This is a genomic window from Microbulbifer maximicatervae (SeqCode), assembly GCF_052466985.1.
In genome coordinates, this window is the sequence record NZ_CP174298.1 from 269,953 (window position 1) to 292,693 (window position 22,741).

Consider the following 22,741-nt stretch of genomic DNA (forward strand, 5'->3'; position numbering starts at 1 on the left):
GCACTTTTCAGTGATTGGGCCGGAATCAGTTATCTAGCGTAAATTTCCGCTGATTCTATCACGCCATATTTGCGCCCGCTGGATAACCTCAGTTTCGTTTAAGGTTTGTAGCTGGCGCTCCTTTAAAAGTTGTCGCCCGGCAACCCAGACATCACTGACATTGTGTCCTCCGTTGGCATAAATCAACTGGGACACTGGGTCATGCAAAGGCTGCTGTTCTAGACCGCCGAGATTGATAGCTGCAATGTCTGCGCTTTTACCTACCTCCAGGCTTCCGGTTATATCTTCAATTCCCAGTGCTTTGGCTCCGTTGATGGTTGCCATGCTCAGTGTCTGATGCGCGGGTAGGGCTGTTGCGTTCCCGCTAACAGCTTTTGCCAGTAGTGCGGCTGTGTTGGCTTCGGAGAACAGGTCTTGGGTGTTATTGCTCGCAGCGCCATCGGTGCCAAGGGATACGTTGATACCGGCTTCCAGCATGTCATAGGTCGGGCAAAAGCCTGAGGCGAGCTTGAGGTTGGATGATGGGCAGTGAGAAACATGGGCGCCACTTGAACTCACTAGCTCAATGTCTCGTTGATTAGTGGCCACCATATGTACGCAAAGTGTCTGGGGTCCTAGCAGTCCAAGGCGGAATAGTCGCTCGGTGGGCCGCTCTCCATTAGCGTTCAGGGCGCTTTCAACTTCAGCGTGGGTCTCGTGGAGGTGCATTTGCATGGGGATCTGCGCTTCGGCAGAGCAGACTGCAATTTTCTCTAGTGTTTTATCCCCTACGGTGTAGGGGGCGTGGGGTGCAAATACCACCTCAATCCGATCGTGCGCACGGTAATCATCGCGTAACGCCAATCCTTTGTGCAGGGCCTCGTCGCTATTGCGGCTCCAGGGGGTTGGGGCATCCAGCACGGGGAAGGCGATATGGGCCCTGATTCCGCTTTCCCGCGCAGCAATGGCGACAGCTTCCGGGAAGAAGTACTGATCAGAAAAAGTAGTAGTACCAGAGCGCAGCATCTCGGCAATCGCTTGCCGGCTGCCGTCAGCTACAAATTGCGGACCAACCCAGCGTTGCTCTGTCGGCCAGATGTGCTGCTCAAGCCACTCTTTAAGGGGGCGGTCATCAGCGTAGCCGCGCAATAGCGTCATGGGCGCATGGTTGTGAGTATTAATTAACCCTGGAATTAGTGCGTGTTGCCCCAGGTCGACTTCATCTGTTGCCTTAAAACGAATTGAGGCCTCAGCTGTGGGTACCAGGGCAGAGATTTTGCCCCTTTCTATTGCGAGTGAACAATTTTCGTACACTTTTTTCTCGGGTACGACGGGTATGATCCAGCGTGCGTGGATCAGGGTATCGACAGCTTGTTGCATGAGGAGTTATCTGGTGGCTGCTGTGGGGGTGTTTTACTGTAGCCGCAGTCAATGGGGGCGACAACTGTGGTTTGTGCCGCAGTTGTATATCTCCGAGTCCTGCAGCTCCAAACATCTCAAACTATGGTAGAATCGCCCGCTTATCCCGGGCACAGTACGTACGCCCGCGCTATAAAAGGAACGCCGTAAGCCATGGGCGAATTAGCCAAAGAAATCTCTCCGATTAATATCGAAGAAGAACTCAAGCAGTCTTATCTCGACTATGCCATGAGCGTGATTGTCGGGCGCGCACTGCCGGATGTACGCGATGGCCTCAAGCCGGTACACCGCCGCGTGCTCTACGCGATGAGCGAGCTTAAAAACGACTGGAATAAACCTTACAAGAAATCAGCGCGTGTCGTTGGTGATGTAATCGGTAAATATCACCCGCACGGAGACACTGCGGTCTACGACACTATTGTGCGTATGGCGCAGCCGTTTTCTATGCGTTACACCTTGGTAGATGGCCAGGGTAACTTCGGTTCTATCGATGGTGACAGTCCAGCTGCCATGCGATACACCGAGATTCGTATGGATAAGTTGGCCCACGAGCTGCTGTCCGACCTCGATAAAGAAACTGTTAATTTTGTCGATAACTACGATGGTTCTGAGCAAATGCCGGAGGTATTGCCTTCGCGTGTGCCGAACCTCTTGGTCAATGGTTCCTCCGGTATTGCGGTGGGCATGGCCACCAATATCCCTCCCCATAACCTGGGTGAGGTGATCAAGGCTTGTCTGGCTCTGATCAATAATTCCGAGTTGACCGTCGACGACCTGATGGAGTACATCCCCGGGCCGGACTTCCCCACCGGCGCCATCATCAATGGCCGCGCCGGTATCCTGCTGGCCTACCGCACTGGCCGTGGGCGCATTTATGTGCGTGCCAAAGCAGATGTGATCCGCGATGACAAGACCAATCGCGAAACCATCATCATTACTGAGATCCCCTTCCAGCTGAATAAGGCGCGCTTGATTGAGCGTATAGCTGAGCTGGTGAAAGAGAAAAAGATCGAGGGTATCTCTGAGCTGCGCGACGAGTCCGACAAAGACGGCTTGCGCGTAGTGATTGAGCTTAAGCGGGGAGAGCTGGGTGATGTGGTTCTGAATAACCTCTATTCCCAGACCCAGCTGGAAAGCGTCTTCGGTATCAATATGGTGGCCCTGGTCGATGGCCAGCCCAAGGTATTGAACCTCAAAGAGCTGCTCGAGCACTTTATTCGCCACCGCCAGGAAGTCGTTACCCGCCGTACGGTCTACCTGTTGCGCAAAGCCCGCGAGCGCGGTCATATTCTGGAAGGTCTGGCGATTGCCATCGCCAATATCGATCCGGTAATCGAGCTGATCAAATCTTCCGCCACACCGGCAGATGCCCGCGAGGCGTTGCTGGCTAAAGGCTGGCCTGTGGGCAATGTACAGCAGTTCCTGGAGCGGGCTGGTGCTGATGCCTGCCGTCCAGATGATCTGCCGCAAGAATTTGGTTTGCGCGACGATTCTTACTACTTGTCCCCGGCCCAGGCTCAGGCAATTCTCGAATTGCGCCTGCACCGCCTGACGGGCATGGAGCACGACAAGCTACTGGCAGAATACCAGGATCGACTGGAGCAGATTGCTGAATATCTGCATATCCTCGGCAGCTTCGAGCGTCTGATGGAAGTGATCCGCGAAGAGTTAGAGCAGCTGTCAAAGGACTTTAACGATGAGCGTCGTACCGATATCGTTGCGTCTCGCCAGGATCTGACTGTTGAAGACCTGATTACCCCGGAAGACAAGGTAGTAACTATCTCCCACGGTGGTTACGCCAAGAGCCAGCCTCTGACCGATTACCAGGCCCAGCGCCGTGGCGGTATGGGTAAATCCGCGACCCAGGTAAAAGACGAGGACTTCGTTGAGCATCTATTGATCGCCAACTCCCATGACACCCTTTTGTGCTTCTCCAATAAGGGCAAGGTGTACTGGTTGAAAGTCTACGAAGTGCCTACCGCTGGCCGAGCCTCCCGTGGTCGCCCAATGGTTAATATGCTGCCCCTGGAAGAGGGCGAGCGTATCAGTAGCATGATGCCGGTGTCCGAGTACGACGAAAATCACTTTATCTTCTTCACCACTGCCAATGGCACCGTGAAGAAAACCCCCCTCACCGCTTTTGCCCGCCCCCGCAGTGTTGGTTTGCGTGCAATTGAGCTGGAGGAGGGCGATCGCCTGGTAGCCACTGCGATTACCGATGGTGAGCGCGATGTAGCGCTGTTTACCAGCGCCGGTAAGGCAGCGCGCTTCTCCGAGTCCAATGTGCGCTCTATGGGCCGTGTTTCCCGTGGTGTTCGCGGTATTCGTATGCAGGAAGGTCAGCAGGTTATCGCTATGGTTATCCCTGAAGAGGGTGGCTCTGTGATGATGGCTACTGAGAATGGTTACGGTAAGCGCACAGCTATCAGCGAATTCCCCACCAAGGGACGCGGTACCCAGGGTGTTATTGCGATCGCGGAAAGTGAACGTAACGGTGCCTTGGTTGGGGCCTGTCAGGTGCACCCAGGTGAGGAGATGATGTTGATCTCCGACCAGGGCACTCTGGTGCGTACCCGTGTTGATGAAGTGTCTGTACTTGGGCGCAACACGCAGGGGGTGCGAGTGATTCGCCTGAAGACTGGCGAGAAGCTGGTTGGTCTCGGTCGCATTGAAGAGACCGAAGATGACGGTGAAGAAAATGGTGGGGAAGAGTGACCCACCGCTCCAGACCACTAAGAAAGGCTGCGTTTATCGCGGCCTTTCTTGCCTTTGGCTCCCACGAAAAACGCTAAAGGCGCGATATCTATCCCTCTGAATGGCAATTTGTGCGTAGACACATCTAGTTGTATTTGAAACCTTTTTTGTATTGTGGAAATCAGCTCATGAGGAAGTTTAATTTCTGTGCAGGCCCTGCCGCTTTACCGCAGCCCGTACTGGAGCAGGCGCAAAGGGAGTTGCTCAATTGGCAAGGGCTCGGTTGCTCTGTAATGGAAGTCAGCCACCGCTCTCCAGAGTTTGTTGAGGTAGCTGAGCGGGCCGAACAGGATCTCCGCGATCTGCTCAGTGTGCCGAGCAACTACAAAGTATTGTTTCTTCAGGGTGGGGCAACTGGGCAGTTCAGTGCTGTGCCCTGGAATCTTCTCGGTGCCGGCTCTACCAAAGCCGAATTCATTCATTCCGGTAGCTGGGCGGCCAAGGCGATTAAAGAAGCTCGCCGCTACGGTGAAGTAAATGTGGTCGCCTCCAGTGAAGATCGCAACTTCAGCTATGCACCTGCAGCAGACAGCTGGCAGTCGAGCGGGGATGCGGCTTATTTCCACTATACCCCCAACGAGACGATTGGCGGTGTTGAGTTTGGCTATGTGCCGGAAGTGGAGTGCCCGTTAGTGGCGGATATGTCCTCAACTATTTTGTCTCAACCGATTGAGGTGGAAAAGTTCGGCGTTATCTATGCCGGTGCGCAGAAAAATATTGGCCCCTCAGGTATCGCTGTAGCCTTGGTTCGGGATGATTTACTCGATCGCTCACTGGAAAATATTCCTCGCAGTTTGAGCTGGAAGGTGGCTGCAGAAGCGGGCTCTATGGATAACACGCCACCTACTTTCGCTTGGTACTTATCTGGTCTTGTCTTCCAGTGGTTGAAAGATCAGGGGGGGGTTGATGCGATGGCTAAGCAGGCCGATGCTAAATCCAAAATGCTGTACGACTTCCTCGATAGCAGTGACTTTTTCTCCAGTCCGGTTGAGGAGGGAAGTCGCTCCCGCATGAATGTGCCCTTTGTATTGGCTGACGATCGCCTGGATAAGCAGTTTTTGATTGAGTCAGAAGAAGCGGGTTTGTTGAGCTTAAAGGGGCACCGCTCTGTGGGTGGTATGCGCGCGTCGCTATATAACGCCGTTCCCATGGAGGCAGTGGAAGCGCTTGTGGCATTTATGGCGGATTTTGAAGCGCGTAAAGCTTAGGTGGTTAATTCAATTTTGATGATTTCTAGAGAAAGTAGATAGACGAATGGCAGAGGAAACTGTGAGTGGCGACCAGCGACTGCTGGAGCTGCGCAATCAGATCGACAGTATTGATGGAGAGATTGCTCGCTTAATTAGTGAGCGGGCTCGCTGTGCCCTGGAGGTTGCAGAGGTTAAGAAAGCTACTGGCGAGGATGCTCTCTATTATCGGCCGGAGCGTGAAGCACAAGTGCTGCGCAAGGCTATGGAGCGCAATAATGGCCCGCTGACTGATGAAGAAATGGCGCGACTGTTTCGCGAAATTATGTCGGCCTGCCTGGCCTTGGAAGAGCCCGTCAAAGTGGCCTACCTGGGCCCTGAGGGTACCTTTACCCAGCAGGCGGCATTAAAGCACTTCGGCAACTCTGCCCAGAGCCGGCCGCTGGCGGCAATTGATGAAGTTTTCCGTGAGGTAGAAGCAGGGGCCGTCAGTTACGGTGTTGTGCCGGTAGAAAACTCTACCGAAGGGGTGATCAACCACACCCTGGACAACTTTATGCACTCCAACCTGAGTATCTGCGGTGAGGTGGAGCTGCGTATCCATCATCACTTGATGATCTCAGATGTAACGCGCCCAGAGTCAATCACTCGTATTTATTCCCATGCGCAGAGCCTGGCGCAGTGCCGCAAGTGGCTTGATGCCCATTATCCCAATGTGGAGCGTGTGGCGGTTGCCAGCAATGCGGATGCGGCCAAGCGCGTTAAGGGTGAGTGGAATGCTGCGGCGATAGCTGGCGATATGGCAGCGGAACTCTACGGGCTGAAGGTGCTGTCGGAGAAAATAGAAGATCGCCCGGATAATTCCACCCGCTTCTTGATTATTGGTACCCAGCAAGTGCCTGCGAGTGGGGATGATAAGACCTCATTGATGGTATCAATGCGCAATGAGCCAGGTGCTCTGCACGATCTCCTGGAGCCGTTTCGTCGCTACAGTGTCGATTTGACTCGGGTAGAGACCCGGCCATCGCAGTCTGGCAATTGGACCTATGTGTTCTTTATCGATTTCAGCGGTCACCGCGATACCAAGGGAATTGCTGAGGCGCTAAAAGAGGTTGGAGGCTGTGCCTCAGATCTGAAAGTGCTGGGGTCCTACCCTCGCGGAGTGCTGTGATGGCGCAAGCTCAAATTGGCCGACTGCTGGTTGTTGGGATCGGTTTAATTGGGGGGAGTTTTGCCCTTGCACTGAAAGCTGCCAGGGCTTGCCGAGAGGTTATCGGGGTCGCTTTGGAAGAGAGTGTCTGCGATGAAGCTAGGGCGCTCGGTATTGTTGATCGGGCCAGCACCAGTCTCGAGCTGGTATTGCCGCAGCTGGAGCCGGGCGATTTGGTGTTTGTGGCTGTGCCGACACTGGCGATTGAGTCTGTATTCGCGCAGCTGAAAGAACACCTGCCGGCGGGAGTCACTGTGACAGATGGCGCCAGCGTAAAAGGTAGCGTGGTGACAGCGGCAGAAAAAGTGTGGGGGAGTGCTCCAGATTTTTTGGTGCCAGGGCATCCAATTGCTGGTTCTGAAAAAAGTGGTGTTACCGCGGCGAGAGATGACCTCTATAGGGATCACCGCATTATCCTGACGCCGCTTGCGAATACAGGAGCTGCTCATTTGCAGCTCGTGGAGCGAGCATGGCAGGCTGTGGGAGCTGAGCCCCTGACAATGTCAGTGGAGGAGCACGACGAGGTTCTGGCTGCTACGAGCCATCTTCCCCATGTCATCGCTTTTAGCCTTGTGGACACTTTGGCCCACGATGCGGAAAACGAAAATATCTTCCGCTATGCGGCGGGAGGCTTCCGTGACTTTACTCGTATAGCTTCCAGTGACCCGGTTATGTGGCGAGATATTATGCTCGCCAATCGGGATGCCATCTTAAAGGCCATCGACCTATACAGCCTCAACCTTTCTTCCCTGCGCGACGCTATTGCCTCCGGTGATAGCGCTGCCCTGATGGGGGTTTTTACTCGCGCTAAAGCGGCACGGGATCACTTCACCAAAATGTTGGCAAAACAAGCGTATTCGGAACCTATGCAAGAACAAGAGATTACTTTTATCGTGCAGCCGGGCGAGGCTGTAAATGGCAAGCTCAGGGTGCCGGGAGACAAATCCATGTCGCACCGCTCAATTATGCTGGGCTCCCTGGCCGAGGGAGTTACAGAAGTTGAGGGTTTCCTGGAGGGTGAGGATGCACTGGCAACCCTGCAGGCTTTCCGCGATATGGGGGTCGTGATTGAGGGGCCGGACAATGGTCGGGTTGTAATTCATGGTGTGGGCCTTAATGGCTTGCAGGCACCGCCCGGACCGCTATATCTCGGTAATTCCGGGACCTCCATGCGCCTGTTGGCTGGATTGCTTGCTGGGCAGGATTTCGACGTAACACTCACTGGCGATGAGTCCCTGTCAAAGCGCCCGATGAATCGCGTGGCTAATCCCCTGCGTGAGATGGGTGCAGATATTGAGACTGGCCCGGAAGGCCGTCCGCCGCTTTTGATTAAGGGTGGTAGTGCATTGAAAGGGATCGATTACCCGCTGCCGATGGCCAGTGCCCAGGTGAAATCAGCGGTATTGCTGGCTGGGCTCTATAGTGAGGGTCAAACGTCTACCGTTGAGCCAGCGCCCACAAGAGACCATACCGAGCGCATGCTGCAGGGCTTTGGTTATAAGGTGGAGCGGGATGGTGCCCAGGCTAAGTTAGCGGGCGGCGGCTCACTGAAATCCTGTCGCATCGATGTGCCTGCCGATATTTCTTCAGCCGCATTCTTTATGGTTGCTGCCGCTATCTCTCCCGGTTCTGATGTTGTACTGGAGCATGTGGGGATCAATCCGACCCGCGATGGGGTTATCAATATCCTCCGTGCAATGGGCGGCAATGTTGAATTGCTGAATATGCGCGAAGTGGGGGGTGAGCCGGTGGCGGATATTCGTGTTCGCTATGCGCCCTTGAAGGGAATTCGCATCCCTGAGGATCAGGTACCCCTGGCGATTGATGAGTTTCCCGCATTGTTTGTTGCGGCAGCTTGTGCAGAAGGTGAGACCGTCCTGACTGGTGCGGAGGAGTTGCGGGTCAAAGAGAGTGACCGGATTCAGACGATGGCAAATGGCTTGATTGCACTTGGGGTGAAAGCTGAGCCAACACCCGACGGTATCGTGATCCAGGGCTGCAAAGAGGGTGCGGTATTTTCTGGCGGCACCGTCGATAGCTTGGGGGATCACCGTATTGCTATGGCGTTTGCAGTGTCATCGCTGCGCGCAAAGGATACAATCCGCATCCTTCACTGCGCCAATGTGGCGACCTCATTCCCGAACTTTGCCGAACTGGCAACGGGCGCGGGTCTCAAGTTGCAGTTGGCGTGACACGGGCATTCAGGTTTGGGCGGTTGTGGTTCGCTTGAGTGCATCCGCCAGAGATGTTGAGTTGTAAAGAAAATATGAGTGATACAAACGGGTTGCCACCAGTAGTTACCATTGATGGTCCCAGTGGTTCGGGTAAGGGGACCATTGCAAAGCTTTTGGCTGATCGCCTGAGCTTTTCCTTGTTGGACTCCGGGGCCCTTTATCGGGCTGCAGCTTTGGCCGCAGTTAATAAGGAAGTTGACCTCTCCAATGACAAGTTGCTGACCGAATTGGCGAAAGATCTCGATGTGCGCTTTACCGTGAGTGCCGGTCAGTTGCAGGTGTGGCTGGAAGAGAGTGACGTCACCGCAGATATCCGTATGGAGCGGGTAAGCATGGCTGCTTCCAAGGTTGCGGCAATTCCCGGTGTGCGGGCAGCGCTACTGCAGCGCCAGCGGGACTTCCGCCAGGCCCCCGGCTTGGTTGCCGATGGTCGGGATATGGGCACTACCGTGTTTCCCGACGCGCCGGTCAAGGTTTACCTAACCGCCAGCGCCGAGGAGCGCGCTAACAGGCGTTTCGCTCAGTTGCAGGAGAAGGGGGTTTCTGTTAGCCTCCGCGACCTGCTGGAGGACATCCGTGCCCGAGATGCACAGGATATGAATAGAAAAGCCTCCCCCCTGGCTCCCGCTGAGGATGCGGTTGAGCTGGATAGTACGGGGGTGAGTATCGATGAAGTCCTCGGAAAAGTGCTCGATTTGGTTCAGGACCGCATTTTATCCTGAAGTTCGGGCAGTAAATAGTTTTCTAACGACAGCGGCCGGGATCAGCCAGAATCGCCCGGCCGTTATCGTAATCCGACCCGCGTGCTGGCAGCGCGGTTGGGGTCGCGGCTGGCGGTTGACTAGACTTAACAGTTACCAACGGCTGGACCCAGCACTATAGGTAATGTAATGAGCGAGAGCTTTGCTGATCTATTTGAAGAGAGCCTGAAAAGCGTTGAAATGGCACCGGGCGCAATTGTTACTGGTGTTGTAATCGACGTAGATAAAGACTGGGTTACCGTTCACGCGGGCCTGAAGTCTGAAGGCGTTATCCCTGCTGCACAATTCGCCAACGATAAAGGTGAAGTTGAGCTGCAGGTGGGCGACGAAGTACAGGTTGCCCTGGAAGCTGTAGAAGACGGTTTCGGTGAAACCCGTCTGTCCCGCGAAAAAGCCAAGCGCGCTGAAGCCTGGAAAATCCTCGACGCAGCTCACGCAGCTGACGAAGTGGTTAAAGGCGTTATCAGCGGTAAGGTTAAAGGTGGCTTTACTGTTGATGTTGCCAATATCCGTGCGTTCCTGCCCGGCTCTCTGGTTGACGTTCGTCCGGTTCGCGACACCGCGCACCTGGAAGGTAAAGAGCTCGAGTTCAAAGTTATCAAGCTGGACTCCAAGCGCAACAACGTAGTTGTTTCCCGCCGCGCCGTTATGGAAGCTGCCACCTCCGAAGAGCGTGAAGCTCTACTGGAAAGCCTGCAGGAAGGCATGAGCGTCAAGGGTATCGTGAAGAACCTGACCGACTACGGTGCTTTCGTAGACCTGGGCGGCATCGACGGCCTGCTGCACATCACCGATATGGCTTGGAAGCGCATCAAGCACCCGAGCGAGATCGTGAACGTTGGCGACGAGATCGAAGTAAAAGTACTGAAGTTCGACCGCGAGCGCAGCCGTGTATCCCTGGGCCTGAAGCAGTTGGGCGAAGATCCTTGGGTATCCATCAAGCAGCGTTACCCAGAGAACAGCCGCGTGAAGGCGGTTGTAACCAACCTGACCGACTACGGCTGCTTTGCCGAGCTGGAAGAAGGTGTGGAAGGTCTGGTACACGTTTCCGAAATGGATTGGACCAACAAGAACATTCACCCGTCCAAAGTTGTCCAGGTTGGCGACGAGGTAGAGGTGATGATCCTGGATATCGACGAAGAGCGTCGTCGTATCTCCCTGGGTATCAAGCAGTGCCAGGAAAATCCGTGGGATGCCTTCGCGCGTAAATTCGCTAAGGGCGACAAGATTTCCGGTAAGATCAAGTCCATCACTGACTTCGGTATCTTCATTGGTCTCGACGGCAGCATCGACGGTCTGGTTCACCTGTCCGACATCTCCTGGAACGAAGCTGGCGAAGAAGCTGTTCGCAAGTTCAAGAAAGGCGACGAAATCGAGACTGTTATCCTGGGTATCGATTCCGAGCGTGAGCGCATCTCCCTGGGTGTCAAGCAGTTGGAGTCCGATCCGTTCTCCGACTACGTTACCACCAGCGATCGCGGCAGCATCGTTGTAGGTACTGTTAAGGAAGTTGACGCTAAGCAAGCAGTAATCATCCTGGCGGACGAAGTAGAAGGCGTACTGCGCGCTTCTGAAATCAGCCGCGACAAGGTTGAAGATGCTCGCAACGTTCTGAAAGAAGGCGAAGAAGTAGAAGCTAAGATCACCAGCGTGGATCGCAAGAACCGCGTGATCAGCCTGTCTATCAAAGCCAAAGACCAGGACGACGAGAAGCAAGCTATCAAGGATCACAGCAAGAAGCAGTCTGAACAAGTTCAGCCCGCTACTATCGGTGACCTGATCAAGGCTCAAATGAATAACAAAGACTAATCGTCTTTGAGTGTTCATAGCTCCAAATGGATCATTTGGAGCGACCCGAAAGCCGGACTGGGGTTGCCCAGTCCGGCTTTCTATTAGATGATTGGTGCTCTACTCCAGAATAATCAATGACTTACAAAGGTTGCGGAGCGCATGACCAAGTCCGAACTGATCGAAAGGATTGCGTTGAGGTTGGATCAGCTGCCAGTTAAGGATGTAGAGCTGGCGGTGAAAGTGGTGCTCGACACCATGTCAGATGCCCTGTCCCAGGGTGAGCGTATAGAGATACGCGGCTTTGGTAGCTTTTCTCTTCACTATCGAGCCCCGCGTACGGGCCGGAACCCCAAAACTGGGGATGCGGTTGATCTCGCCGGGAAATATGTCCCGCATTTCAAGCCTGGCAAAGAGTTGCGCGACAGAGTGAATCGAAGTATGCACGATGAGGCGAGTATCGAAGTATGATTAGATTCCCTGGCAGCAGTATAAATACTGCCATTAGAGCTTCGTCGTTAATCGATAAAGTTTTTTGTGGAACGTGGAGGTTCCCTTGTCATTTTTGCGTTGGCTGACACGCATCGTCTATGGGGTCGTCGCCCTGCTTTGCATCGCCTTGGGGATTTATTTCGCAGTTGCCAATCCGGAGACTATCAAACCAAATATTGTGGGCTATCAACTGCCGGCGGGAAGTGTAGGCTTTTGGTTGATTGGTTTCTTGTTGCTGGGGTTGTTGCTGGGTTTTGTCGTTAGTCTGCAGCCTGTTTATGCCAAGCGTCGCCAAGTGCGGTCGCTCGAGAAGCAATTGAAGAAAATGGAGCGGGAATTACACACCGCCCACCGCAAGGCTTCTGGAGACTGATTTGCTCGATTTTACCTATTTCTTTTTCCTGCTTGCGGCAATCGCGATCGGCTGGGTGCTGGGGCGAGGCAGCGCCAAAAAGAAAGTGGCGGATTATAGTGAGCAAGAGCATGCGCTGGTGAGGTCTTACGCCCAGGGCTTAAACTATTTATTGAGTGAGCGCCACGACGATACCATCGATAAATTTATTGACTCTCTGGAAGTAAGTCAGGCTACTTTTGACACCCACCTGGCTCTTGGAAGTCTGTTGCGCCGAAGAGGAGAGTACGATCAGGCGATTCGAGTCCATCAAAATTTACTCGGGCGCCCGAGCTTGTCCAGGGTTAGTCAAAACAAAGCTCAACTTGAACTTGCCTGTGACTATATTTCTGCTGGCTGGCTGGATAGAGCTGAACGTCTGCTACAAGAGCTGGTTGAGACCTCTCAGGAGTTAAAGGCTGTTAGCCTGGAGCGTCTGATTGAAGTCTACCGGGATGAAAGGGAATGGGCTAAAGCGATTCATGCTGTAAACCTATTGCATGGCCGACGGTTCAAGCGCCTCTCGGCTGACTGGGCCCCGGTTCAAGCTCATTTTTGTTGCGAATTGGCAGAGGAGTCAATAGCGGCAAAGGATTACCTAAGTGCGAGGAAGCATATCGATTCTGCCTTGAGTTATGAGCGCAGCTCAGTGCGGGCAAATTTGCTGTGGGGTCGCCTCGAATATCTGCTTGGCAAGCCGAGAGAGGCCATTAAGGTTTTACAGCGGATCCCCAAGCAGAGTCCGGACTATATTCCTGAAATCCTTGAGTTGTTGATTACTTGTTATGGGGATTTAGGGGATGGCAAGGGGTTGGATCGCTATCTTGAATCCCTTTTGAAAGAGCACCCCTCTAATAGCGTATTGATTGCCCTGGCTGAGCGTATTCAGCAGCAGGATAGCGAGGCTGCAGCGGCCGCATTTATGGGGAAGCAGCTGGCGCTGCGCCCGTCTTTGAGGGGGTTGGGACGCTTTCTCGACCTCCATATTGATAGTACAGAGGGTAGGGCGAGAGAGAATCTCTCTCTGCTCAAGACGCTAATCGATCAGCTAATAGCGAGCCGCCCTCACTACCGGTGTAGCAATTGTGGGTTTTCGGGCAATCAGTTGCACTGGTTGTGCCCGAGCTGCAAGCACTGGGATTCGGTACGCTCCGTTAAGGGGATTGAGGGCGAGTAAAGTAATGACTGTCCTATTCACCGGGCTGGCGGCCTGGTCGGGACGGCTTTTGAAATAAATGAGGTTTTTCTTGCAGTCTAAAGTTTCTTCTCCGGTTATCGTTGCTCTGGATTACGACAATGCTGAGTCTGCACTGGCAATGGCAGATCAGCTCGATCCGTCACTGTGTCGGGTTAAAGTTGGTAAGGAGCTGTTTACTGCTGCTGGTCCAGACCTGGTGAAAACGCTGGTTGACCGGGGCTTCCAGGTATTTCTGGATCTTAAATTTCACGATATCCCCAATACTGTTGCGAAGGCTGTTAAAGCTTCTGCGAAATTGGGTGTATGGATGGTTAATGTTCACGCAAGTGGTGGTGAGCGGATGATGTCGGCTGCTGCCGAGGCTCTGCGGGAATTTGGCGAAGATAGGCCTCTATTAATTGCGGTTACCGTACTTACCAGCACAACTGAAGAGGAGCTGGCTGCAGTTGGTGTGGCTGCTCCGCTGGAAAAGCAGGTGTTGCACCTGGCCTCTCAAGCTAAATCCTGCGGTCTCGACGGTGTAGTCTGCTCCGCACGGGAGGCCCAACTGCTGCGAAGTGAATGCGGAGCCGATTTCTCCCTGGTGACGCCAGGAATTCGTCCCGCGGGCTCTGATGCCGGGGATCAGCGACGCACTTTGACGCCTGCTGAAGCTTTGGCGCAAGGTTCTGACTATTTGGTTGTGGGTCGTCCCATCACCGCGGCTTCTGAACCCCTAGCGGCCCTAAAGTCAGTACTGGCTGAAGTGGCAGATTAGGATGGTTATCTTGCTTCGCAGTTTGTAATGATGTGTAATTAGGCCTGAGCCGACAGAAAGTCGCCTGTTGATATCATGGCGTTGCTTAGGGGAGGTAATTGCAGTCCCAAAGTGAAACTGATAATTCACTGGGAGTTGACCATGAAATTGACCTACCGATTGTTTTCTGTTGTTTTTGCACTAGCTGTTTCGCTCTTTCTAAACCCCTCTACATATGCGGAGGAGTTGGAGAGTGTTGATGCCAAGGAAGTTGTGCTGTCAGTCAATGTTAATAGTGCTTCAGCCATTGAGCTTGCTGAGAAATTGGATGGTATTGGCGAGGCGCGAGCGCAACTGATTGTTGAGTATCGAGAAGAGCACGGCCCGTTCACATCTGTAGAGCAGTTGTTGAATGTTAAAGGTGTAGGTGCAGCAACCCTGGACAAGAACAGGGGTATAATTCGGCTCTGAAGATTTACGGGTCCCGACTGGTAGGTCCATAGTTGCCTCCGGTCGGGGTTTTGAGTTGATAGACAAGAGAGTCGCGATAGATGAGCCCCCTTGGTACCGTTCAACTGCTTCCCCCGGTAAGATGTAATTCTTGGATTACATTAGTCACAAAGCTTCGTAATTTATTGTGTTCTGTCCCCCGCTCTGATCTTCCTTTAATCATTAGCGAATGTTCTCTGCTTGGACGACCTCTAGGGTTTTCCTTTAGGGGTGTGTAGAAAGTTGTAATTGCTTGCGGTGCAAATATTTGTCTGTGTTAAGAGTGGCTGGAGGGATTGGCTTGCGTGAAAGTGATAAGGGGTTGGTTGGTTGAGTAGTGTGGCTTGGGAGTGGGTAATTCCACTGTTGCTTGCTGTGGTTACAAGCTATGGCGCTACATCGGTGTTTATTGTAAGAATGCGCAATTTTGCGCTCGACATACCAAATAATCGCTCGATGCACTCGGTGCCGGTTCCTCGTACAGGTGGGTGGGCTTTCCTGCTTGGCTGCTTGGTCGCGGTAGTTGCTAGCCCACTTGATTTGTCCCCGCTGGTTTTGGGGGCGTTTGCGTTACTGTTAGCTGTGTCCGCCCTGGATGACTTGAGGAGTGTGGCTATACATTTTCGCTTTTCAGCTCATCTTCTGGCGGTAGCCTTGCTGTTAATTGCGCTACCGGGAAGGTTGGACTGGTGGCTCTACCCAATATTCATTTTGGCTGGAGCCTGGGCTATCAACCTCTATAACTTTATGGATGGGATGGATGGCTTGGCGGGGTCAATGACGCTTATCGGCTTTTCTTCTCTGGGGTTGGTTTGCGCTTTAAATGGAGATGCTGAGCTAGCTTGGCTCTGTGCACTGCTGGCTGTATGTGCGTCTGTTTTTTTGGTCTTCAATTGGCCTTCGGCGAAGATTTTTTTGGGTGATGCCGGTTCAACAGGTATAGGTTTGGCGGTGGTTGCTCTCAGTTTGTATGGCTGGCAACGGGGAGCGTTTGAGCTTTGGATGCCGGTGCTAATATTTGCACCTTTTTGGCTGGATGCTACTTATACGTTATTAAAGCGAATGTTGGGCGGTCAGCGTTGGTGGGAGGCTCATCGCGAGCACTTTTATCAAAGATATGCGATTCGGGTTGGAGCAAAAAAAGCGCTCGTTGTGCAGTTGGGCGTGATGGTGCTCTTCTCTTCAGTGGCATTAGCAGTTGCCGTACTTGAGAAGGTCTGAGTAGCCTCTGTAGAGGATGGTTTTTTGTTTGTAGGTAGATTCCGGGGAGTCATGTGACAAGGGTTTGGCGAGGCGTAAAGAGAATCCAAAAGCCGGTATTGATGTTGGCATTTGATATGCTGATGTTAAGTTTGGCCTTTCTGTTGGCTATGGCAATCCGGCTCAATGGTGTCGCACAATTTCTTGAGTGGCGAATGTTTGCCTGCCTGGGTTTAACGTTAGCCGCTACTAGTTTTATTTTTCTTCGGCTAGGTTTGTACCGGACAATTATCCGGTACATGGGGCAAAAAGCTATTATTGCGGTTCTGCAAGGGGTAACCCTTTCTGCAGTGATGCTGGCGCTCTTTTCCTACTTGACTACTGCAGGGGTTCCTCGTTCTGTCCCTGTGATCTATTGGTGCTTTGCATTTATTGCCGTGGGTGGGTCCCGCTGGTTGGTCCGCCTTTACTATCAGACAGCGCTCGAAATTCATAAAACCCGGGTGGCCATTTATGGTGCTGGTACTGCGGGTCTGCAAATGTATAAGGCGTTGGTTCACGGGCAGCTATATAAGCCCGTTGCTTTTTTTGATGATAACGCCTCCAAGCAAAAGACATTTATTGATGGGTTGTTGGTGTATAACCCTGCAGACATTCTTGAAGTGGTTGCAGGTAAAGATATAGCAGAAGTTATTTTGGCTATGCCCGGAGTACCTAGGCGTCGCCGCAGGGAGATAACCAAGGCACTCAGAGAACGAGGTCTGGTGGTAAAGGCGATTCCTGGAGTGGAGGAGCTGCTCGACGGTGTGGGGCGGGCAGAGGATGTTTCGCAGACCTATGAAAATATCCTGGGGCGCGCTCCTGTTGAGCCGCAAAAGGAGCTAGTTTCTGGCTCCATCAGTGGCAAGGTGGTTTTGGTTACTGGTGCTGGTGGGTCCATCGGGTCAGAATTGTGCAGGCAGATATCGCAATGGAAGCCTGCCAGGCTGGTTGTTGTTGAGTCCTCTGAATATGCTCTCTATCAGATAGAGCGCGAGCTGCGACAGCAGCATCAGGATGACGGGGTCCAGTTTGAAGTAACCGCGCTGCTTGGCGATGTGCGTAACACTGAGCGTATGGCGGAAATCATTCAGGGCTTCTCCGTGCATACAATTTACCATGCGGCCGCATACAAGCATGTGCCCTTGGTTGAGCAGAACGTTGTTATTGGTGCCGACAATAATGTTCTGGGCACTCTCTCTGTACTTGAGGCTGCGGAGCAGTGTGGGGTTGAGCAGTTTGTGCTTATCTCTACTGATAAGGCTGTCCGGCCAACCAATGTTATGGGGGCCACTAAAAGATTTGCTGAGCTGATTTGCCAGGATTTTGGTCGCCGCTTCAACAAGATGCGTGTGTGTATGGTCAGGTTTGGTAATGTTATCGGCTCTTCCGGCTCGGTAATTCCCTTGTTCACGGATCAGATCAATGCCGGTGGTCCGGTAACTGTGACCCACTCAAAAGTAACCCGTTACTTTATGACAATTCCCGAAGCGGCTCAGCTGGTATTGCAGGCTGGGAGTATGGGGCGCAATGGGGATGTATTTGTTCTCGATATGGGTGAGCCGGTGCGCATCTACGATCTGGCTGAGCGCTTGATTCGTTTGATGGGGCACACGGTAAGGGATGAAGAAAACCCTGATGGTGATATTGAGATTCAGCTCACTGGACTGCGTCCCGGGGAGAAGTTGTACGAAGAACTGTTGTTGGGGGATAACGTGCTGGGCACGGACCATCCAATGATTATGCGCGCTGAAGAGGAACGTCTCGATAGCGAGGCTTTGCAGCTCCTGGTTTCGGAGCTCAGGGATGCGTGCGGCTCTCATGATTGCGAGCAGGTCCGCAGGATTCTATGTCGGGCAGTAAAAGGCTATTCACCCAAGCAGGGGCTGGTCGATGTTGTCTGGTCGAGGCAGGGGCAGGTGCGAAAACCAAGTGGAGGAGCGACGGTAGAGAGGTTGCCGTTAGCTGGGGAGGCTGGCTCCCGCTAGCTGGTTATTTTGAGCGGCTAACCAGTACGGCTGGCCGCTAGCTCTATGCAGATTAAAAAACATTTGAGCAGAAAAGAAAAAAGCCCGGATAGATGGAATCTATCCGGGCTTTTGTTTGGCTCCGCCTGCTGGGCTCGAACCAGCGACCCAATGATTAACAGTCATTTGCTCTACCAACTGAGCTAAGGCGGAATTTAATCTAATTTATAGAGCGCAAATTAAGCTGCGCTTTGAAATTTGGCTCCGCCTGCTGGGCTCGAACCAGCGACCCAATGATTAACAGTCATTTGCTCTACCAACTGAGCTAAGGCGGAATATCTTTTCGGCTGTGCCGTTGAGATGGCGCGTATATTATAGAGCACTTCCGAACAGGTCAACCCCTTTTTTCATCTTTAACTAATTGATTTGTCAGGAAATTATTTTTTGGGGTCATGCGCAAAATGCCGCAGGTCAGAGTTAGGAAGGGTAGGACGCTATTCTCTTGTAATTGTGGGTCGTATGACGACAGCCTACAATCCTGTGTTGCATGAATGATTAAGCGGTTGGGGGAAGTGTATGGAGTCGCGACCTTTTAAGGTGGAATCCAAGTATCAGCCAGCGGGCGATCAGCCTCTGGCGATAGAGCAGTTGTCAGAAGGGATTGATGATGGTCTGAGCCATCAAACGCTGCTGGGTGTTACCGGTTCGGGTAAGACCTTCACTATGGCGAATATTATTGAGCGCCTGCAGCGGCCGGCCATTGTGATGGCCCACAATAAGACACTGGCGGCTCAGCTCTACGGGGAGTTTAAAGAGTTTTTCCCCAAGAACGCGGTGGAGTATTTTGTCTCTTACTACGACTACTACCAGCCGGAAGCTTACGTTCCCTCTTCGGACACCTTTATCGAAAAGGATGCATCCGTAAACGAGCATATCGAGCAGATGCGCCTCTCGGCCACCAAGGCACTTATTGAACGGCGCGACGTGGTTGTGGTCGCCACAGTTTCGGCAATTTACGGCTTGGGTGACCCCGACAAATACTTGAAGATGGTACTGCATTTGGATCGCGGTGATCTCGTTGATCAGCGCACTATCCTCAGGCGCCTGGCAGAGCTGCAATATACCCGCAATGATGCGGATTTCCGTCGCGCTACTTACCGGGTGCGCGGCGATATTATCGATATCTACCCGGCAGACTCCGATTTGGAAGCGGTGCGCTTGTCTCTTTTTGATGAAGAGATCGAAGAGATCACCATATTTGACCCGCTCACCGGAGAGCAGCTCAGGAAGGTGCCCCGGGTGACCATCTTCCCCAAGAGCCACTATGTGACGCCGCGAGAGACCATCGTCAGTGCCATCGATGAAATCAAAGATGAGCTGCGAGGGCGACTCGAGCAACTGCGTGGCAACAACAAGCTGGTCGAAGCGCAAAGGTTGGATCAGCGCACCCGCTACGATGTGGAAATGATGCAGGAGTTGGGTTACTGCAACGGGGTGGAGAACTATTCCCGCTATCTCTCTGGTCGTGAATCTGGCCAGCCGCCGCCCACGCTATTCGATTACTTGCCCAGCGATGCGTTGCTGTTTATCGATGAAAGCCATGTAACGGTGCCGCAAATCGGCGGAATGTATCGCGGAGACCGATCGCGCAAGGAAACCCTGGTGGAGTATGGCTTCCGCCTTCCATCGGCCCTGGATAATCGCCCCCTCAAATTTGAGGAGTGGGAAGGCTTGGCACCCCAGACGGTTTTTGTGTCCGCAACCCCAGGGGCCTATGAGCAAGAGAATGCGGGGCAAGTGGTCGAGCAGGTGGTTCGCCCGACAGGGTTGGTGGACCCGGAAGTCGAAGTTCGCCCAGCATTGACCCAGGTAGATGATGCCCTGTCTGAAATTCACCGTTGTGTGGATGCCGATCAGCGAGTACTGATTACCGTATTGACCAAGCGGATGGCGGAAGACCTGACTGAATATCTCTCCGAAAGTGGTGTTCGTGTCCGCTACTTACACTCCGACATTGATACTGTCGAGAGGGTGGAAATTATCCGGGACCTGCGTATCGGCGAGTTTGACGTGCTAGTTGGCATTAACTTGCTGCGAGAAGGCCTGGATATGCCGGAAGTTGCCCTGGTGGCAATTTTCGATGCCGATAAAGAGGGCTTCCTCCGTTCCGATCGTTCGCTGATCCAGACCATCGGACGGGCTGCGCGAAATCTGGAGGGGAGGGCGATTCTCTACGCGGACAAAGTCACCGGCTCTATGGAGCGAGCTCTCGAAGAGACTCGTCGCCGCCGCGAGAAGCAGCTGGCCTTTAACGAGGAGCACGGCATTACTCCAAAAGGTATCCGCAAGAGTGTGGCGGATATTCTGGAGGGAGCGGTGGCCCCCGGCGTGCCCAAGAAGGGGCGCCGCAAAGTTGCCGAGGGTAAAGGCGAATACAAGGTGGATGTTGAGGCCCTTACCGATAAGCAGCGCTGGGCCCGAATTGCCGAGCTGGAAGAGCAAATGTACCAGCATGCGAAAAACCTGGAATTTGAAGCAGCAGCAAAATTGCGCGATGAGATTACCCACTTAAAAGGTGTGGAATAATCCTTGCTGGAGGGCGGGACTTGGATCTACATTTTGATAGTCCCGCACTGCCTTGTTGGTGCTTGGTAGCTCTTAAAAAATTTCACACAAAAGTTCAGTAAGTTGTTGAAAACACTGAAAAGCGGTGCTAAAGTTCGCGCTCTTCACAGCACAGGGTTCCCCCGCTGTAGAGCTTTAGACCCGTAGCTCAGTTGGTTAGAGCGCTGCCTTGACATGGCAGAGGTCGGCGGTTCAAATCCGCCCGGGTCTACCACCTTTCAAAAGGATGGATTGCCCATCCCGATCAAGAGTTCCATGAATAAATTCATGGATAGTTTCATGCGGTCTTTGGTAGGGATCGCCACTGAGAACAAAGGATAAACAATGCCCGTTGTTACTCTCCCCGATGGTTCCCGTCGAGAATTTTCTGCTCCGGTTTCCGTACACGATGTAGCCGCTGATATCGGCCCTGGTTTGGCAAAAGCCGCACTTGCTGGCGTTGTAGACGGCAAGGAAGTCGATACCAGTTACGTTATTGATACCGACGTAAATCTGGCAATTATTACTGATCGTCAGCCCGAAGGCCTGGAAGTGATCCGTCACTCCACAGCCCACTTGCTAGCACAAGCAGTTAAACAACTGTACCCGACAGCCCAGGTCACCATTGGCCCGGTTATCGATGATGGCTTCTACTACGACTTCGCCTACGAGCGCCAGTTTACGCCAGAAGATCTCGAGAAGATCGAAGAGCGTATGGAAGTGCTAGCCAAAGAAGATATCACTGTCAGCCGCCGCCTGATGCCGCGCAAAGAAGCGGTTAAGTACTTCCGCGAAATGGGTGAAGAGTACAAGGCTGAGATTATCGACAGCATCCCCAGCGATGAAGATATTTCTCTCTACCGCCAGGGCGACTTTGAAGACCTGTGTCGCGGTCCCCACGTACCCTCCACAGGCAGATTGAAAGCGTTCAAGCTGACCAAAGTGGCCGGTGCCTACTGGCGCGGTGACTCCAGCAATGAAATGTTGACCCGTGTTTACGGCACTGCCTGGGCCAACAAAAAAGAACTGAAAGCTTACCTGCGTCGCATCGAAGAGGCAGAGAAGCGCGATCACCGCAAGCTGGCGAAGAAATTTGACCTTTTCCATATCCAGGAAGAGGCCCCCGGCATGGTGTTCTGGCACCCGAACGGCTGGACCATTTACAGCACTATCGAGCAGTACATGCGTCGCCGTCAGCGCGAATTTGGTTACAAAGAAATCAAGACCCCGCAGCTGGTAGATTTCAGCCTGTGGCGCAAGTCCGGTCACGCCGATAAGTTTGGCGATGACATGTTTACCCTAACCAGTGAAGAGCGTCAGTTCGCCATCAAGCCGATGAACTGCCCCTGTCACGTACAGGTATTCAACCAGGGCCTGCGCAGCTACCGCGACCTGCCGTTGCGTCTGGCGGAGTTTGGTTCTTGCCACCGCAGTGAGCCTTCCGGTTCCCTGCACGGCCTGATGCGTGTGCGCGGCTTTGTACAGGACGATGGCCATATATTCTGTAGCGAAGACCAGATCCAGTCAGAGGTTTCTGACTTTATGGATCTGCTGCACTCCGTTTATAAGGATTTCGGCTTCCAGGACGTTATCTACCGTCTCTCCACTCGCCCGGAGAAGCGCGTAGGTTCCGATGAAAGCTGGGACAAGGCTGAGAAAGCCCTGGCCGACGCACTGGATGCCGCTGGCCTGCCCTGGGAAGAGTTGCCGGGCGAAGGCGCCTTCTACGGACCCAAGATCGAATTCTCCCTGAAAGACTGTCTCGGCCGTGTATGGCAGTGCGGTACTATTCAGGTGGATTTCTCCATGCCGGGCCGTCTGGATGCCCAGTTTGTAGCGGAAGATGGCTCGCGCCAGTCCCCGGTAATGCTGCACCGTGCAGCCCTGGGTTCCTTCGAGCGCTTTATCGGAATCCTGATCGAGCACTACGAAGGCGCGTTCCCCACCTGGCTCGCGCCGCAGCAGGTGGCGATCATGAATATCACCGATCGCCAGGCCGAATATTGTCGCAATTTGCAAGATCGTTTGGGTGAGCTGCAATACCGCGCCACAGCTGACTTGAGAAACGAGAAGATCGGCTTTAAAATCCGCGAGCACACGCTTCAGCGTGTTCCTTATCTATTGGTAATTGGCGATAAGGAAGTAGAAAGTCAGACCGTGGCAGTACGTACCCGTAGCGGTGAAGATCTTGGTACAATGACGTATGAGTCATTCCTCGAGATCCTCGAGCAAGACGTAAATCGTCGCGGCCGTTTGACAGAAGATAATGCATAACAACTTGGCAACTGGGAGA

Annotated in this window: 16 protein-coding genes and 3 tRNA genes; 16 read left to right on the top strand and 3 right to left on the bottom strand. The window is 53.2% G+C overall.

What is annotated here, in order from left to right; translation table 11 throughout:
* Window positions 1-33: 33 nt before the first annotated feature.
* Complete coding sequence (locus ACJJI3_RS01195) at window positions 34-1,359, bottom strand: TRZ/ATZ family hydrolase (RefSeq protein WP_444941205.1); 1,326 nt, start codon at window positions 1,357-1,359, stop codon at window positions 34-36.
* A 192-nt stretch (window positions 1,360-1,551) separates the two neighbouring features.
* On the opposite strand from ACJJI3_RS01195, the gene gyrA reads away from it, so the two are divergent.
* The 13 genes from gyrA to ACJJI3_RS01260 all read left to right on the top strand — a co-directional run bounded on the left by gyrA (window position 1,552) and on the right by ACJJI3_RS01260 (window position 17,865).
* Window positions 1,552-4,113, top strand: a complete 2,562-nt coding sequence (gene gyrA, locus ACJJI3_RS01200) for a DNA gyrase subunit A (RefSeq protein WP_108733855.1) — start codon at window positions 1,552-1,554, stop codon at window positions 4,111-4,113.
* A 167-nt stretch (window positions 4,114-4,280) separates the two neighbouring features.
* Complete coding sequence (gene serC / locus ACJJI3_RS01205; RefSeq protein WP_444941206.1) at window positions 4,281-5,360, top strand: 3-phosphoserine/phosphohydroxythreonine transaminase; 1,080 nt, start codon at window positions 4,281-4,283, stop codon at window positions 5,358-5,360.
* Between the two features lie 46 nt (window positions 5,361-5,406).
* Window positions 5,407-6,510 carry a prephenate dehydratase gene (gene pheA, locus ACJJI3_RS01210; RefSeq protein WP_444941207.1) on the top strand — a complete coding sequence of 368 codons (1,104 nt, stop codon included), beginning with the start codon at window positions 5,407-5,409 and terminating at the stop codon, window positions 6,508-6,510.
* The gene (locus ACJJI3_RS01215) at window positions 6,510-8,741 is read left to right on the top strand and encodes a bifunctional prephenate dehydrogenase/3-phosphoshikimate 1-carboxyvinyltransferase (RefSeq protein ID WP_444941208.1); all 2,232 of its coding nucleotides are present in this window, start codon (window positions 6,510-6,512) and stop codon (window positions 8,739-8,741) included. Before pheA ends, ACJJI3_RS01215 begins: the two co-directional genes overlap by 1 nt.
* Window positions 8,742-8,815: 74 nt before the next feature.
* Window positions 8,816-9,505, top strand: a complete 690-nt coding sequence (gene cmk, locus ACJJI3_RS01220; RefSeq protein WP_444941209.1) for a (d)CMP kinase — start codon at window positions 8,816-8,818, stop codon at window positions 9,503-9,505.
* 168 nt (window positions 9,506-9,673) lie between these two features.
* Window positions 9,674-11,353: a 30S ribosomal protein S1 gene (rpsA, locus tag ACJJI3_RS01225; protein ID WP_444914264.1), complete on the top strand. Its 1,680-nt coding sequence runs from the start codon at window positions 9,674-9,676 to the stop codon at window positions 11,351-11,353.
* Window positions 11,354-11,494: 141 nt separating this feature from the next.
* Window positions 11,495-11,803: an integration host factor subunit beta gene (gene ihfB, locus ACJJI3_RS01230; RefSeq protein WP_282932044.1), complete on the top strand. Its 309-nt coding sequence runs from the start codon at window positions 11,495-11,497 to the stop codon at window positions 11,801-11,803.
* An 85-nt stretch (window positions 11,804-11,888) separates the two neighbouring features.
* Window positions 11,889-12,197, top strand: coding sequence for a lipopolysaccharide assembly protein LapA domain-containing protein (locus ACJJI3_RS01235; protein WP_413662669.1), 309 nt, complete (start codon window positions 11,889-11,891; stop codon window positions 12,195-12,197).
* A gap of 1 nt (window position 12,198) precedes the next feature.
* Window positions 12,199-13,392 (top strand): lipopolysaccharide assembly protein LapB, encoded by a 1,194-nt coding sequence (lapB, locus tag ACJJI3_RS01240; RefSeq protein WP_444907757.1) that lies wholly within the window; start codon window positions 12,199-12,201, stop codon window positions 13,390-13,392.
* A gap of 70 nt (window positions 13,393-13,462) precedes the next feature.
* Window positions 13,463-14,170 carry an orotidine-5'-phosphate decarboxylase gene (pyrF, locus tag ACJJI3_RS01245; protein WP_444936272.1) on the top strand — a complete coding sequence of 236 codons (708 nt, stop codon included), beginning with the start codon at window positions 13,463-13,465 and terminating at the stop codon, window positions 14,168-14,170.
* A gap of 141 nt (window positions 14,171-14,311) precedes the next feature.
* Window positions 14,312-14,620, top strand: a complete 309-nt coding sequence (locus ACJJI3_RS01250) for a ComEA family DNA-binding protein (protein ID WP_444907759.1) — start codon at window positions 14,312-14,314, stop codon at window positions 14,618-14,620.
* A gap of 357 nt (window positions 14,621-14,977) precedes the next feature.
* Complete coding sequence (locus ACJJI3_RS01255) at window positions 14,978-15,859, top strand: MraY family glycosyltransferase (protein WP_444942533.1); 882 nt, start codon at window positions 14,978-14,980, stop codon at window positions 15,857-15,859.
* Between the two features lie 53 nt (window positions 15,860-15,912).
* Window positions 15,913-17,865, top strand: coding sequence for a polysaccharide biosynthesis protein (locus tag ACJJI3_RS01260; protein ID WP_444941210.1), 1,953 nt, complete (start codon window positions 15,913-15,915; stop codon window positions 17,863-17,865).
* A 116-nt stretch (window positions 17,866-17,981) separates the two neighbouring features.
* Here the strand turns inward: ACJJI3_RS01260 and ACJJI3_RS01265 are convergent.
* Window positions 17,982-18,057 (bottom strand) — tRNA-Asn (locus ACJJI3_RS01265).
* 46 nt (window positions 18,058-18,103) lie between these two features.
* Window positions 18,104-18,179, bottom strand: a tRNA-Asn gene (locus ACJJI3_RS01270).
* 241 nt (window positions 18,180-18,420) lie between these two features.
* Between ACJJI3_RS01270 and uvrB the strand changes: the two genes are divergently transcribed.
* The 3 genes from uvrB to thrS all read left to right on the top strand — a co-directional run bounded on the left by uvrB (window position 18,421) and on the right by thrS (window position 22,722).
* The gene (gene uvrB, locus ACJJI3_RS01275) at window positions 18,421-20,430 is read left to right on the top strand and encodes an excinuclease ABC subunit UvrB (RefSeq protein ID WP_444941211.1); all 2,010 of its coding nucleotides are present in this window, start codon (window positions 18,421-18,423) and stop codon (window positions 20,428-20,430) included.
* Between the two features lie 176 nt (window positions 20,431-20,606).
* Window positions 20,607-20,683 (top strand) — tRNA-Val (locus tag ACJJI3_RS01280).
* Between the two features lie 110 nt (window positions 20,684-20,793).
* Entirely contained in the window at window positions 20,794-22,722 is a 1,929-nt protein-coding gene (gene thrS / locus ACJJI3_RS01285; RefSeq protein ID WP_444941212.1) for a threonine--tRNA ligase, read from the top strand.
* Window positions 22,723-22,741 lie beyond the last annotated feature (19 nt).